Source organism: Schleiferilactobacillus harbinensis DSM 16991 (genome assembly GCF_000425885.1).
Taxonomy (GTDB): domain Bacteria; phylum Bacillota; class Bacilli; order Lactobacillales; family Lactobacillaceae; genus Schleiferilactobacillus; species Schleiferilactobacillus harbinensis.
Genome location: NZ_AUEH01000007.1, coordinates 53,826 through 68,342, shown reverse-complemented (window position 1 = coordinate 68,342; position 14,517 = coordinate 53,826). Strand labels below are relative to the sequence as shown.

The following is a 14,517-nucleotide window of genomic DNA, read 5'->3' as shown; positions in this document are numbered from 1 at the left end:
AAGTGTTATTCAGGTTCACCGTTGCCGTCTCGAGTTCCCACTAGCCTCGATTCACTGTCCGGATGGCGCACCCTACTCGTCTTTCCGCTTGTCGTTCGTTTATTTGATGTAACAAATCATAACATGGAAAAAGAGAATGTCAAGCCCCCAAGATGAAATTTATCTGAGGGTGAAAAAGAGCCATGCCGGCTTTCGCCAACGCAGCTCTTGAGACGTACTAAAAATTATTGAATAGCTTTGGCTACGGCCGCGTTCACCGCAGCCTTTTCCGCTTCAATCAAGTCTACCCGACTGGCGATAACCTTGGTATCCATCTGGATCTCCCGAGTCAGCCCCGGCGTATTCAGCTTCGGTTCGAAGAAGGCCTTAAACTCGTTCAGGCGCTCCCGAGTGCGGAAAACATTGGCTACAACGGTGATGTAGGTTGTGAACTCCATGTCGCCGCCGACCTTTTCTTCCAGCCACTGCCAGTTATTCCGCAGCCAATCCCAAGCCGCCTGTTCGCCGTGATGGTTGGCTAAAATACCGTAGAACCAGGAACGCAAGTCTTGGGGCTTGACGGTATCGGGATCTTTGAACAGACCAATCAGTTTAGCCAGCAGCGCCTTGTCCGGCGTCTGGGTCACAGCGGCACGCAAATCACCCTTGTAGCTGCCGTCGGTGGTCTCCCGGTAAGCCGCCACCAACTCATCGACCAGATCGGCGCTGCCGAAGTCATGGACTTCGTTGGCCAGCACGTAAAAGCGAATGTCCGCCGGCAAACTGGCGAGCTTGTCCGCATTGGCCTTGAACAAGTCATGGGCAGCAGCAATGGCTGCCCCGTTCTTGCCATACAATGCCGCACTCAAGATAAACGGCCGGGTCAACTGATCATCGTTGGATTCATGGGCCTTAGGCGTCCAGCCCAAACGAGCCAATTGATCGGCACTTAGCTGATTGTAGAAAGCCTTCAGCTGGTTTTCTTCCGGCGAATCGGGGGTCACGAAACGCTTCAGGTTGCTTGCGACGCGATATAGGGCCGTGTTGACCACTGCCGCATGACTATCCGCGAACCGGGGAAGCAGCGGGACCAGCGTCGCGTAAGAAATCTGGCGGCCGTCTGCCAACAGGCGCAGATCTTGTAACAACTGCAGCTTGGCGATATCGTCCAGTTCATCGGTGTGCGTCAAAATGTCCTGCATCAGCGTGTCGTTATACTTCACGATGAAATGGGAATTATTGCCCACGTTGACCCGGAACGGTTGGCCGGCGGCGGCCCGCAACTTAGCGTAATCGCCGACCGTCACTTCTTTGTCCTTCATAATGGCTGGCGCCGCATCGTAGTTGCTGTTCAGCGGAATCTGCCATTGCCGGCCAACGTCCTGACCTTCACCAATAAAGAATTGTTTATGGCTCAGCGTCAACTGACCGTCTTTGACCGCGGCCGTTACTACCGGATAACCGGGTTGATCCAGCCAAGAATGCATAATGGCGCCGATGTCCAAACCGGAAGCTACCCCCAAAGCGGACCACAGATCAGCACCCGTAGCGTTGCCGTATTGATGAGCCGCAAAGTAGTTCTTCAAGCCGGCCCGCAAGGCATCGTCACCAATCAGTGCCCGGACCATGACCAAGAGCCGCGCGCCCTTGGCGTAAACAATGGCCCCATCGAACAAGGAGTCGATTTCGGCCGGATCTTCCACATCAACATGGACCGATTGCACGCCATCCGTGGCATCCCGCTGCAGTGCAGCGGGCGCTTCAGAAGTCTGGAACGTCTCCCAAATATGCCAATCCGGCTGCAGGGCGTCAACAGAGACATACTCCATCATGTTGGCAAAACTTTCATTAAGCCACAGATCGTCCCACCACTTCATCGTCACCAAATCACCAAACCATTGGTGCGCCAATTCATGGGTGATGACCGTGGCCACCAGCTGCTTGGTATCCAACGCGGTATTGTCCGGATCCAACAGCAACAGTGCTTCCCGATATGTCACCAGGCCCCAGTTCTCCATCGCACCGGCCGAGAAGTCCGGCAGCGCTAATTGATAAGAATGCGGCAGCGGATACGGAGTTTGATAGAAATCTTCGTAGAATTCAATTGCCCGTTTCGCGATATCCAAGGCAAAGTCCAGCTCATTAGCTTGGTGCGCCTTGGTAGCGAACACGCCAATCTCAACGCCGCTCTTCGTCTTGGTCAGCTTGCTTTGCATTTCGCCAAAAGCAAAGGCAATCAGGTACGTGGACATCCGGACGGTGGTGGCAAAATAGTGCACGCCGTCTTTTTCAGATTTCTCCGGCATATTGCTGATGATGGTTTCGCCGGGATGTTCGTCAAACTTGATGGCCAAATCAAAAGTCGCCTTGGCTTCCGGTTCATCGACACAGGGGAAAGCCTGGCGGGCCGCATTCGTTTCAAACTGCGTGCCGATCAGCTGCTTTTTCTCACCGTTCAACTGATAATAAGATGGATAAATGCCCATCATCGTGTCGGTCAACGGCGCCGTATAAGTAATCGCCACCGTCACGTCGCCAGCCGCCGGCAAGGTGATACGGATGGCATCGGCCTGGTCGTCCGTGGTGAACGGCACGTCTTGATTGCCAGCCTGGACAGCAGAGACCTTGAGATACTTCTGGTGCACGGAGATCTCCTGTGCCTGGGCGGCGCCGGTGATCGTGGTCTTACCAGAAATCAGTTTCTTTTCCCGATCGATGTCGATATAGACATCATAATGTTTGGGTTGGAATGTTTCATAGAAATGCTTCAATTCTGCCATGTTTTCCCCTCAATTCGTTAGGATAAGGCCATTATACGACATTTGGCCTACAAACGGGGGCCTGGGAACCGCTTTTCCACCGAATGACCCGGGCGATGATGCTGTCTACCTCCTCTGAATTGAGGTATTCAGGCGTCGTGACCCGCATGGCCTGCTGAACAGAAAAGGCAGCATCGCCGCCGTTCAACCGGGCACACCGCGCCAGTTTAAAAATTGCGTCATGACCGGCCAAAATCAGTGTGCAGGGCTGAACGGCGTGACCAGCCGCCAGCGGATGGCCCGTCGCCGCATGCCAAAGCGCGTTCAGTTCCAATTCTGTCAATTCTCGATTAATAAAAGTGCATGTCTTCATTTACTCGCCATCTTCCTGAAAAGGGGATGACAATATTATTGCCCACAATCGAACGGGCGTCAATTATGGATTAGTATTTAATGGACTATTTTTGCAAAATAATTAAGTAAGCGGTCAATCAGCTTCTTGTTGGTCGCTGCTAATTTGTTTCGGGAGTCAGTGCCTTGCTCATATAGAGCACCAAATCGTCGTCATTGCGGCTCAGCGCGTTCATCGGCAGCGGTTTGTCTTGATACCAAACACCGCTGCCGTCAGGGACATACCCCCGCTTGACGTATAACCGCTGGGCCGGACCGTAACCAGCATGCAGACCCACGCCGAGGCTGACAGCGGCGGCGAGCTGGGCGGCGGCTTGTTCGGCGGCATCTAGTAAAGTGCTGCCGATACCGTGCCGCTGGAACTTGGTGAAGACGTTGAAGTCGCTGATTTCGGGCAGTTTATCCGCGAACGGACCGGTGAGCGCCGCTGGCAGCAATGTGACGTAACCGGCAATGGTTCCTGCTTCTTCTGCAATGAAGACCCGGCGCTGACGGGTTGTTTGGTCATGTAGGTACTGGTGCACTGCGTGCGCAATGGCCAGCCTTGCTGGACAAAACTAGCATTGACCGCCGCAATATCGCTGAGCTGCATTGAGCGAATCATCCTCCTGATGACCCCTTTCTAAATGAAATGGTCCAGATATCGAAATACTGGGTCGCCGAATTTATTGTGAAGATTTTATCTATACGATAGAATATCAATAACAACGGTTTTTGAAAAGGGGAAGAACCATGAAGATCATTTGGACACTGGTTACAATTGTCAGTCTCATTGCCCTGATCTACGGTATCTGGCAGTGGATCCGCTCAGCTCGGGCTGGGCAAAATAATCGAACTGCTAAAATCATCACGGCGATTGCAGCTGTCTTGTTTTTCATCAGTATCAAGTCAATCATTGGGACACTGATTGCGGTGACCGGCATGCTAGCTCTCGTTTCCGGCATTTGGCGCTTGTTCAGAAAACGAACAGCTGGCGGATCATTGCTGCTCATCATTATCGGTATTGTACTTGTCATGGCAGGCACGACCCTGGTTGGTCCATCGTCAAATCTCCATGAAGATGCTGCTGACTCAACACAGACCTCGCCCGAAGCAAAATCGTCAGCGGCCGAAGAAGAAAGCAGCGCAAAGGCTGAGTACGAATCTCTGACCGCAAAAGAATCGTCAAGTCGAGCGGAAGCTGCTGAATCCTCCAGTCTGGAAAAAGCCGCGGCGGAACCGTCTGCTGCGGCCAACTCGTCTGTTGCTCAAGCCGAACAGGCGGCTGCGTCGTCATCACAAGCAGCTGCTCCGCAGAACACCAACGATCAGCAACTGGTTTACATCACAGCCACCGGCTCAAAATACCATTTCAATCGCGGCTGTCGCGGTCTGCGCAATGCTAATTCTGTATCGACCATGAGTTTGTCGGATGCAACTGCTCAAGGATTGACTAAATGCGGATTTGAATAAAATCAAAAAGACTGGCGAAATTTTAAACGCCAGTCTTTCTTTGACCATCACGGCCACCGCACCCTATTCATTCAGTGCTGGATAATCAGAGAGAATCAGGCACAACAAAGACGTCGTTTTCTGCAAAGAACGGCGCAACAAGCTGCTGCCACCGCGCCTGTAAGAAAGCCGCATACTTATACGGACTCAAACCGTAACTTCCCAGCGCATACCCATCATTCACTTCAACAATCAACGTTTTTCCATCCTCAGTGGCACCAATATCGAGACTGTAAGCCGCGGGCGCGTCGTTCCAAGCAGTCACCGCGGCGTCCAACACCGTGGCATCAAAGGAAAAATGATAATCACCGGCATACGGCCGAACATCAATTACCGTACCGTCTAGGATGTATGCTCGCCATTCGGCAACAAACTCCACAGCGTCACTCACCCAAACCCGGGTGTCTTCTGCCATACCAATCCCCCGTAGATCCTGAGCCTGATTGATCACCCGGCCGGTAAACCATTTCGCCGTAGAAACCGGCTTGATGAAGACGCCCCAAGAACTCGGATTATTGATGATGTCTTCCAATTTGGCTTGGTGCACATTTCTGCCGAATACGGCTGAAGGGCAGTTGGATAGTCGAAATGCGGCACCTGAATCCCCATCGCCGCCAGAAAGGCTTGAGTCTCAGTGACGTAATCAACGAGAATGTCGTCGATGTTGAATGTACCGATCTCTTTCTGTTCCCGGTAGTGGATGACCTCTTCACCACGCAGGTAAAAGCCAAGCGCCGCGTTATAAGGATTCACATTGGCTTCAATTGGAAACTGGGTATCTTTTACGTAGACTGTCATACAGCTCTCCCCTTGTCATTGAAATCGATCAGTAAATGCATCGCACCACGCGTATAAGTCGTCATTATCCTTTGGGGCTGCTTCAAGGGCGGCTTTCATTGCATTGTACTTTTGAGTGGCTTCTTCAAGGCTGGATGCGAACGCAGTATGCACCAGCACGCCATACAGTCCCACGGTGATTGCGAAGTATCGCGCCTGTTCCAGCGTGATGTGGGCATAGTCCGTTGCCTCCTAGTCTTTGAGGATCACGCCACCCTCAGATCCTGTTTGCCCAATTGTCTTGCCTGATTCATACGCTTGCCAAACCACTGTACTACGCCTCCCACAGATTGCTCAAGTTGACTCAATATATAGCAGAGCGGTCATCAGCTGTCAATATTTTGCAGTGAAGGGTATGCAGCTACACGCTCCCATGAACGACTGGCCCTTCTCATACTCCACGCTGTATTTCTGAAATTTAATATTATTACGGACGTGTCTTAATTGAGCCTTCCTGGCGGATCGTCCGGCAATGGTTTATCAAGAGACGTGAGGTACGTTGCATATTCCTTCGCTGCCGCCTCGGTCAAGACGTAGCGTCTCGTCTTTGCAAGTATTGAACTATATGGTGGATATTTATGGAACCTTCTCTTATAATCCTCTCCAGCCCTATCAACAACCTGAGCGGACTCGCCCTCAAATACCATCATTTGGAAATCACCCCCCTTCAGAATTTGCTCAAATTCAGACACAACCCCGCAAAATATTCTTGGTCAATTCGTAGCCTTTGGGTTGATTGACATAACTAACGACAAATCAGCAACAATTTCCCTGGATTACCGATTGCGGGAACTATTCTGATCGGGTACGTGGTGACCCGTTTTTGGTGGCGCCATAATCCATAAGCCGCAACATTTGAACTGAGTATATCATGCACATCTGAATATGAACTACCCCGATGTTTCAAGCAAAGAATGGAAAAATGGACGAGTATCCCTTTCAGCAGTCGCTCACTTTAATCACCGTGGGATTGTGAAGAACATCTATATTGAGGTAAACTAGCAGAAAGTAACCGTTTTGAAAAGGGGAGAATTATGGAATCTTTGGGTATGCTTATTTCAACAGCCGGAATGATCGGCTTTTTTGTTGGGCTTTGGCAGTGGCGGCGGGCTTCGAAAGCTAAGCAAAACACGCGCCAACCTAAGACCATTACCGGCGTGTCAGTCATTCTATTCTTCATTGGTGCCGGCTTGCTAGGCTCCACGAGTCTTCTGGGGACCATCGGCGTGCTGCTGTCGGTTTGCGGCGGCTATTTCCTCATCACGAGCATCTGGCACCTCATTCGCTCTCGAAAGACCGGGGCCGGTAAACGGCGTTCAGTCATCATTGCCGTATCGGCTGCAGTCGTGTTCGGTATTGGCAGTACAATGGTGACTGCTTCACCCGAGGGTAAGGAGGAAGCGGTGCGGTCAGAAAAGGTTGCAGAACAGGCTAAAGCACAAAGCGCCGCGGCTGAGAGTTCAAAAAGGACGGCCGCCGAGCGAGACTCTGCAAAAGCTAAGCAAGACGCCAAGAAGCAGGCCAAGGCCAAAGCACTCGCCAAGTCTCAGAGTCGTTCGAAAGCTGCTGCTAAGTCCTCACGAAAAGCAGTCGCCACTGCCAAACGGGCCAAAGCTGCTAAGGCCGCAGCCGCTTCCTCGAAATCCACCCGTCAGGCAGCCGAATCGTCCAGTCGGGCTAAGGCGTCGTCAGAATCATCAGCTGCAGCAAGTTCGTCCATTGCCCAAGCAGCAGCAGTAAGCAGTTCTCAGGCTACAGCGGCGTCTGAAAGCAAAGCCCAAGAAGCCGCGGCCGCTTCATCCGTCACTGAAACCGCTGGGCAAACTGACAACGATCAGCAAACTGTATATGTCACCACGTCTGGCAACAAGTACCACTTCGACCAAGGATGCCGCGGCTTACGCCGTGCTAATTCTGTTTTCACAATGACACTGGCCGAAGCCCGCCTCAATGGATATAGTAAGTGCGCATTCGAATAGGTTCTCGGTAACTGGTATGCGAAGGAGCACCAAGAACGCCACATCGGCCCAAACTGTCGATGTGGCGTTTTTGGTGCCCTCGTTTCTGACTTCAAAACTCACTATCTGCCCTCCATCTTCAGTTGAACAATTGGTTTGTTGCACAGATTATCCGGTTTCGATTCTATACAGACTGGTGCGCTGTCCGGTATAATGAAGCCAAGAAAGACAGGAGGAGAAATGATGACCGAGATTCGCGTAGATGTTCGCAGAGAACTAATCGACTGGGCTTTTGAAATTACTGATTTACCTCCAGAATCCCAGCACAAGGCGTTACAAGACACCAAGTGGCTGCAAGAAAACTTCACGCATTACCTCCAGCCAACTGTCAAGCAGCTCGGCACTTTTGCGACCCGTCTCCATGTCCCCTTTGGTGACCTCCTCCTCGACAAACCACCAAAACTGGAAGATATTCGCCTCGCGTTCCGGACTCAAGAAAATGCGCCGGCGCAAGTCAGCCTCACAGTGCGCGACGTCATTTATGAGATGCAACGGAAACAGGCTTGGTTTAAAGAGAACAGCCAAATTGCCACACACAAGCTAGCATTTATTGGCAACGCGGCAGTAAGCGATGCCAACGAAACATTGAAGGTTGTGAACCGCTATCTCGTATTGACTCATTTCTCCAGTCCGCGAGATCTATTCAAAGACCTCAGAAATCAGCTTTCCGAAATTGGTATCTTAGTGATGCAAAAAGGCGGTGCCGGCCTAGGGACTAATCGACCGATTGAAATCAGTGAACTCCGGGCATTTGTTCTTCTCGATGATTATGCGCCGTTGATTTTTATCAACCAAAAGGACAGTTACACCGCTCGTATCTTCTCCCTGATCCATGAGTTCATCCATATCCTTCACGGCACCGATGAACTATTGAGTGGAAATGATCGTGACATCGTTGAAGAACGACACATTAACAAAGTGGTGGCGGCATTCCTCATGCCAGCACTTGAGTTTAAGATGCATTTTGACAGTAACAACATTGACCGAACTGCACGATACTTTGGTGTCAGTCCTCAAGCCGTCGCCATCAGAGCACAGAGTTTGCGATTGATCAACAGTACAGATGATGTGAACTACATGCCACCAGTCGTCCCGCCCAAAAGCTCTGGCGGCGACCCCTACAACACCGCACTGAGTTACAACGACCGCAGATATATGTCTGCCTTGGTTGCTGCCCAAGAGAACGGTACTGTTTTGCCCACTGAGGCTGCATCTTTGATTGGAATCATCTACAAGATGCTTGACCGCACGATCGAAATCTTTAACGAACGAGAGGAAGCATCATGAACGGCTATCTGGTGAACTCCAACATCTTAACCGTAACTATCGTCAAGAGTTCTTTCCAGTGGTTTGGGACTCCTTCCTCAACACGCCGTACCCTTACACGCTGGACAGAGTCTACAACGAGCTGGTTCCTAAGAACGATAATCTCAGTTTCCGGATTCGTAAGGATTCCATCATCGTCGCAGACACCTGCTTGGCTTGAGCGAGATATGAGACGACTTGAGTAGTTAATCCTCGTCCATTCTCATTTCGTATTTGAGTTGGTTTTTCACTCCAGTGAAAAAATCCGGTTCAATTTGTTGAGCAGCGCTTATTTGGCCCAGAATCTTGCTACGCATTGACCGCCGTTCCGCTGGATTTGTGGATCGTCGGTACTGAGTCATATCATCCAAAATTTTTCTGCGTTTACAATTAGGGACCGCCATTTTTGACGTTGTTGTTATAATGACTCCCGTCAAAAGCTTTGGTCTCGAATCATTGTATGCCCTTACTTTTTTGTTTTTCACACGGAATCCGTACGCAGAAACTATCCTAGTTGCCTGATCTAAGATGTCGGAAGCCTGGAAAGAATGAGAACTAGAAAATGCAATGTCGTCGACATACACGGTAAAGATAAGACTGTTATCCTCCGCAAGCTCATGTAATTCTTGCAGCATTGACTGGTTGGCGTAAAACGCAATAAGCATGCTCGTTGACGCACCCTGAACAACTGCATTTTCCAGTGTGCACAAATCCGTACATATCTTTGCCACGTCTGATGGTTGTGCCATTTGGACGTGGAAGAACTGATATACAGATTCCCTACTACAATTATCAAAGAAACCACTTATATCGATCTTTAGCAATTGCGTTCCGCCCAGATGTGGACGAACATTGTCGGTAATACTTTTTCCTATTTCTCCAGAAATCAACCAGTTGGGCCGTTTTACTCTTCGCAACAAAGTAAAGAGTCTCCGTTGAACACGCTTGAGTTCGAAGTGAGCATTATGAACAATGCGTTCTCCCGAATCCTTTTTAGGTCGGGTAATAGTTGAATACTGATTAGGTATATCACCCACAATTCCGACAAGTCTTTTGAGGTCAATCTGTAACACCCGAGCCAGTTTCCTCTTTGAAGTGCAATGATAAAGAGCTGACTGGTTTAGTAGGTACCGTTTAGTAACTTTTGTTGTCATCTCATTCACCCGAATACTTTGACAATGTCTTTAAAATCAGTTGTCGTATCATCAATTTACTTTTACCTTCGTTTGCGAGTTGTTCTTGTTCCTCAGTAAGCAACACCAAAGTTGACAACTGCAAATTGAATGCCTTTGCAAACGTTTCGAGTAACGTCAATGATGGCCGTTTTCGTCCATTTTCAATCTCAGAAAGGTAGCTAGGGGAAATATTCAATTTCTGGCTCAGCTCTTTTGCAGAATATCCATATATTGTCCGTAATTGTCGGAATGTATCACCAAACATTATGAACCCCCCTTCCAAAAATTCAGCAAGAAAAAAAGCAGGGACTAATTTGTCTCCTGCCGATCAAAACCACATATCATGGATAAAATCAATTAGGCGGATCACCAAATCCAACGCCCTAATTATTGTAATACCCCATAAATTGAAGCCTTCCCGGCATTGTAACATGCGCTTTTCCGAACGCAACTTGTTTTTTTGCTTACGTGTCATCATTTGATAACGACCTTTCCGGCTGAAATTTCAGCCCCCTGTGGAAAGATCAGGTCTTCGGAAAAACTCATCCCTGCAATTTTGGGCCATGGGCCGTCCCTGAGCCCATGGCCCGCGAGCGGCCGCCGCATCTGGCGGCCAGACGCTACCGAGGTCCGGTTCAGGGTTAGATTCTCGGTTGAGAATCCGCGAGTGATTATTTCACTCCAATTGCAGTAGGGTTTACCAACAAGTTGTTACAATAACTATACATCAGAATTTACCGGGTGTCAATCTTTGTTTGTCTGATAGCGAATTGCACTTATCTACCAGCACAGAATCAGCGGCATAAGAAAAAATGGAAGCCATCATAGTTAATCCTGCAAAGATCAACTATTTTCACTGGTCACAAAAACCCTTCAACTCAGCGCAATCAATCGTTGCTTGCGCTGAGTTGAAAGGTTTATTCAATATTGAGGGACTGGAAATAGCATTCTCATTCCCACTCTATAGTCGCCGGCGGCTTACTCGTAATATCATAAACCACCCGGTTAACATTCGCGACCTCATTAACGATCCGCACAGAAATCTTCTGCAGTACATCCCAAGGAATCTTCGCGAAGTCCGCCGTCATCCCATCAATTGACGTCACCGCCCGGATCCCAATGGTGTAGTCATACGTCCGACCATCACCCATGACCCCGACAGACTTGAAGCCCGGCAGAACGGTGAAATACTGCCAGATGTCCTTATCCAGACCGGCCTTGGCGATCTCATCCCGCAGAATCGCATCAGAATCGCGGACAATCGTCAGCTTATCCGGCGTGACCGCGCCAACGACCCGAATAGCCAAACCCGGGCCGGGGAACGGCTGACGCCATACCAGGCTATGGGGCATGCCCAGTTTCTCGCCCAGCTCCCGTACTTCGTCCTTGAACAGTGTCCGCAGGGGTTCGATCAGCTGGAAGTCCACGTCCTTGGGCAGGCCGCCGACGTTATGGTGGGACTTAATGGTTTGGGCGGTATCCGTACCAGACTCAATAACGTCCGTGTACAGCGTGCCTTGGGCCAGGAAGTCAAACCCGCCGTTCAGCTTAGCAGCCTCATCGTCGAAGACGCAGATGAACTCGTTGCCGATGATCTTCCGCTTCTTTTCGGGATCGCTGACGCCGGCCAGCTTATCCAGGAACCGCTTTTGGGCATCGACCTTGATAATGTTCAGGCCGAACTTGCCTTCCAAGCTATCCATAACTTGGTCTGCTTCGTTCTTCCGCAACAGGCCGTGATCCACAAAGATACTGGTCAATTGATTGCCGATGGCCTTGTGCAGCAGCACGCCAGTGACGGAGGAATCGACCCCGCCGGAGAGGCCGAGGAGAACTTTCTTATCGCCCACGGTCTGCCGGATCTTCTCGATCTGCTGGTCGATGAAGTCTTGCATGCTCCAGTTGGCTTCGGCGTGGCAGACGTCGAAGGCGAAGCGGTGCAGGATCTCGTGCCCATATTCGGTGTTTTGAACCTCGGCGTGGAACTGGATGCCGTAGAATTTGCGGGTATCATCCGCGATGGAGGCAATCGGGCAATTGGGGCTGGTGGCGACGTCCTTGAAGCCGTCGGGCACCTTAGTAACCAGATCGCCGTGGCTCATCCAAACATATTGTTCGGTGGGCAGGCCCTTGAAGAGCACGGCCTCCGGGTCGGTGACGGTAATATCGGCGTGGCCGTATTCCCGGTTATCCGCGGGTTCTACTTTGCCGCCGGCCAGCTTGTGGGCCATCAGCTGCATGCCGTAACAGATCCCCAGAATGGGAATCCCCAGTTCAAAGATCTCGGGATCCACATCGAAGGCCCCTTCGTCGTAGACACTGTTCGGGCCGCCGGAGAAAATGATCCCCTTCGGTGCAATTTGCTTCACTTCTGCTGCCGTGATCTTATGGGACTTAAGTTCAGAAAAGATACCAAACTCCCGGATGCGCCGGGTGATCAACTGATTGTACTGACTGCCGTAATCCAACACAATGATTTCATCCACATTGCTGGGTGCCAAGAATCCCACTCCTCTGCTAATTTGATAACACATTTTACCATATTTGCCGCCGGCTCGCACCGTCTCTGCCGATACCCTAGTACTTCCGCAGGTCGACCTCGTCAATGCGGTGGTGGGCGGTCTTGTGCAGCACCAAATCGGCCCGAGACCGGGTCGGCTCAATGAATTCTTTCAGGTTCTTCAGGTTCACGTCGCGCCAGACCCGGCGGGCCATGGCGAAAGCGGCTTGGCGATCCCCGATGGCGTATTGGTAGTAATAGTTGTTCGGATCCGTGAACGCGGTGTCCAGCAGCAGGCCGAACCGGTCCAAGTACCATTCTTCCACCAGCGCCGGATTCGCATCGACATAGATGGAAAAATCGAAGAAATCGCTGACGTAGATCTGGGCGTTGCTGGGCAGCTGCAGGACATTGATCCCTTCGACGATCAGGATATCCGGCTGGCGGACGTGAATGCCTTGGCTGTCCGGCAGCACATCATAGGTCTGATGGTCGTACGCCGGCACCAGCACGTCTGGATTCCCGGCTTTGATGGCATCTAATACTTCAAGCAGCTTGCCCATGTCGTAGCTTTCCGGGAATCCCTTACGGTCCAGGATCCCCCGCTTCGTCAAGATCGCGTTGGGATACAGAAACCCATCGGTGGTCACCGTCTGCACGGTCAGCTTGGGATACGCCCGCTGCAGCAGCAAGTCCAGCAGCCGGGCCGTCGTACTCTTCCCCACCGCCACCGAGCCGGCAATGCCGATGATGAATGGCGACGGGCCGACGTCGGTGTCCAGAAAGTGCGCCAGGGTCTGGCGCTTTTGCCGAAAGTTCTTGAAGTACAGATAAACCAGCCGGCGCAGGGGCCAATAGATCTCCCGCACGTCGGCCAATGAGATCTTATCGTTGAAGGCCTTCACCGACTGCAAGTCGGCGTCCGTGATTTCCGCCCGCTTCGTAGGCCCGTGCAAACTGGCCCACTGCTCCCGATCGAATTCGTAATAGTTCCGTGTTACTGCCACAAGATCACCTAATTCTACTGAGATTACGTTCCATGATTACCAGAAAAAAAGCGTCACCACAGACTGCAGTGACGCGCATTTTGACGTTAAGTACTGATGCTTACTTTTGCGGCAACGGCACAATTTCCCACCGAGAAGAATGGGTGAAGTAATCATCCGCAAATTTCTTAGCTTCTTCACTGGTTTTGAACGCCTTAGCGTCCGTTGGGAACCGATGCAGCCCGTAACGGAACCGTTCATGGTCTGGGCTGCCCAAATACATCATCCGGTTGTTTACTTTGATGCCGATCGCGAACATCAGCTTCACTCCTTATTTTTTCTTTCTTGCTCCAAAGCCATTATATCGCGAAAGCGTTCGCAGTATCCAGTGGGTTAAGCAAGTCGTTAAAAATCAGTCGAAAGTCGCAGCCGTGCTAGAATTGAGATGATGAGTTAAGAAAGGAAGTCCAATTATGGCTGCAAAATTGATTCTTCTCGGCGACTCCATCTTCGCCGGCTGGCGCAACGGCCAGATGTCTACTCTGTTGAAAGACCGTTTAGCCGGCCGCTTGCCCCGCTATGACATCGTCATGGCGGCAGTGCCCGGTGAGACCACCGACGAGGCGCTGAACCGGGTGACCCAGGATACCGCCGCCGGGGAGCACGACCTCGTCGTCATCGGCTACGGTGCCAACGACGCCAGCAATACGACTAACGTCACCGCGGACGATTTTTACGATAACCTGCGGACCATGATTGAAATCATCGGCCCCGATTCTGTGATTCTCCTCACGCCGCCCTTCGGCGATCCCCAGCGGCTCCAGGACCGCAACCAGGACAGTGTCGCCGGCTACACCCAGGCGGCCAAAGAAGTCGCAGATAAAGAGAACGTTCTGCTGGTGGATCTGCACCAGGCGATGGTGGCTAGTCCTGACCCCCAGGCCCTCTTAGCCAGCGATGGTCAGCATTTCACTGACCTGGGCTACGACCTGCTGGCCGACTTGATCGTCAGCAGCGTCCACGCTATGGAGAAACGCTAATCAATACAGAAAATGA

12 protein-coding genes and 1 pseudogene are annotated in these 14,517 nt (G+C 51.2%); 4 read left to right on the top strand and 9 right to left on the bottom strand.

Annotation, left to right across the window (positions count from 1 at the left end; translation table 11 throughout):
• Positions 1-224: 224 nt before the first annotated feature.
• The 3 genes from H627_RS0103485 to H627_RS16805 form a co-directional block, all read right to left on the bottom strand.
• The gene (locus H627_RS0103485; protein WP_027827814.1) at positions 225-2,759 is read right to left on the bottom strand and encodes a M1 family metallopeptidase; all 2,535 of its coding nucleotides are present in this window, start codon (positions 2,757-2,759) and stop codon (positions 225-227) included.
• A 31-nt stretch (positions 2,760-2,790) separates the two neighbouring features.
• Complete coding sequence (locus H627_RS0103480) at positions 2,791-3,111, bottom strand: hypothetical protein (protein WP_027827813.1); 321 nt, start codon at positions 3,109-3,111, stop codon at positions 2,791-2,793.
• A gap of 139 nt (positions 3,112-3,250) precedes the next feature.
• Entirely contained in the window at positions 3,251-3,673 is a 423-nt protein-coding gene (locus H627_RS16805) for a GNAT family N-acetyltransferase (protein WP_373880560.1), read from the bottom strand.
• Between the two features lie 208 nt (positions 3,674-3,881).
• Between H627_RS16805 and H627_RS19060 the strand changes: the two genes are divergently transcribed.
• A complete protein-coding gene (locus H627_RS19060) occupies positions 3,882-4,601 on the top strand; it encodes a hypothetical protein (RefSeq protein ID WP_051225131.1) in 720 nt (239 codons plus the stop codon).
• 85 nt (positions 4,602-4,686) lie between these two features.
• Here the strand turns inward: H627_RS19060 and H627_RS16795 are convergent.
• Positions 4,687-5,438, bottom strand: a pseudogene (locus H627_RS16795) (ATP-grasp domain-containing protein).
• 1,088 nt (positions 5,439-6,526) lie between these two features.
• Here H627_RS16795 and H627_RS0103455 point away from each other — a divergent pair.
• Together H627_RS0103455 and H627_RS0103450 are read left to right on the top strand one after the other, a co-directional pair.
• A complete protein-coding gene (locus H627_RS0103455; RefSeq protein WP_152319340.1) occupies positions 6,527-7,456 on the top strand; it encodes a hypothetical protein in 930 nt (309 codons plus the stop codon).
• A gap of 222 nt (positions 7,457-7,678) precedes the next feature.
• A complete protein-coding gene (locus H627_RS0103450) occupies positions 7,679-8,782 on the top strand; it encodes an ImmA/IrrE family metallo-endopeptidase (protein ID WP_027827810.1) in 1,104 nt (367 codons plus the stop codon).
• 224 nt (positions 8,783-9,006) lie between these two features.
• Here H627_RS0103450 and H627_RS0103445 read toward each other — a convergent pair whose 3' ends face one another.
• The 5 genes from H627_RS0103445 to H627_RS0103420 form a co-directional block, all read right to left on the bottom strand.
• Entirely contained in the window at positions 9,007-9,873 is an 867-nt protein-coding gene (locus tag H627_RS0103445; RefSeq protein WP_027827809.1) for a reverse transcriptase family protein, read from the bottom strand.
• An 82-nt stretch (positions 9,874-9,955) separates the two neighbouring features.
• Positions 9,956-10,240 (bottom strand): helix-turn-helix domain-containing protein, encoded by a 285-nt coding sequence (locus H627_RS0103440; protein ID WP_027827808.1) that lies wholly within the window; start codon positions 10,238-10,240, stop codon positions 9,956-9,958.
• A gap of 685 nt (positions 10,241-10,925) precedes the next feature.
• Positions 10,926-12,476, bottom strand: a complete 1,551-nt coding sequence (gene guaA / locus H627_RS0103430) for a glutamine-hydrolyzing GMP synthase (protein WP_027827807.1) — start codon at positions 12,474-12,476, stop codon at positions 10,926-10,928.
• A 76-nt stretch (positions 12,477-12,552) separates the two neighbouring features.
• Entirely contained in the window at positions 12,553-13,482 is a 930-nt protein-coding gene (gene coaA, locus H627_RS0103425; RefSeq protein WP_027827806.1) for a type I pantothenate kinase, read from the bottom strand.
• A 100-nt stretch (positions 13,483-13,582) separates the two neighbouring features.
• Positions 13,583-13,780, bottom strand: coding sequence for a hypothetical protein (locus H627_RS0103420; RefSeq protein WP_027827805.1), 198 nt, complete (start codon positions 13,778-13,780; stop codon positions 13,583-13,585).
• Positions 13,781-13,934: 154 nt separating this feature from the next.
• Here H627_RS0103420 and H627_RS0103415 point away from each other — a divergent pair, with 154 nt between their 5' ends.
• On the top strand, positions 13,935-14,501 hold the full coding sequence (locus H627_RS0103415) for an SGNH/GDSL hydrolase family protein (protein ID WP_027827804.1): 567 nt from the start codon (positions 13,935-13,937) through the stop codon (positions 14,499-14,501).
• Positions 14,502-14,517: the final 16 nt, after the last annotated feature.

Excerpts from the sequence above, each read along its gene's own strand:
- H627_RS0103485 (WP_027827814.1), bottom strand. The coding sequence starts at position 2,759 with ATGGCAGAATTGAAGCATTTCTATGAAACATTCCAACCCAAACATTAT.
- H627_RS0103480 (WP_027827813.1), bottom strand. The coding sequence starts at position 3,111 with ATGAAGACATGCACTTTTATTAATCGAGAATTGACAGAATTGGAACTG.
- H627_RS19060 (WP_051225131.1), top strand. The coding sequence starts at position 3,882 with ATGAAGATCATTTGGACACTGGTTACAATTGTCAGTCTCATTGCCCTG.
- H627_RS0103455 (WP_152319340.1), top strand. The coding sequence starts at position 6,527 with ATGCTTATTTCAACAGCCGGAATGATCGGCTTTTTTGTTGGGCTTTGG.
- H627_RS0103450 (WP_027827810.1), top strand. The coding sequence starts at position 7,679 with ATGACCGAGATTCGCGTAGATGTTCGCAGAGAACTAATCGACTGGGCT.
- H627_RS0103440 (WP_027827808.1), bottom strand. The coding sequence starts at position 10,240 with ATGTTTGGTGATACATTCCGACAATTACGGACAATATATGGATATTCT.
- H627_RS0103420 (WP_027827805.1), bottom strand. The coding sequence starts at position 13,780 with ATGTTCGCGATCGGCATCAAAGTAAACAACCGGATGATGTATTTGGGC.
- H627_RS0103415 (WP_027827804.1), top strand. The coding sequence starts at position 13,935 with ATGGCTGCAAAATTGATTCTTCTCGGCGACTCCATCTTCGCCGGCTGG.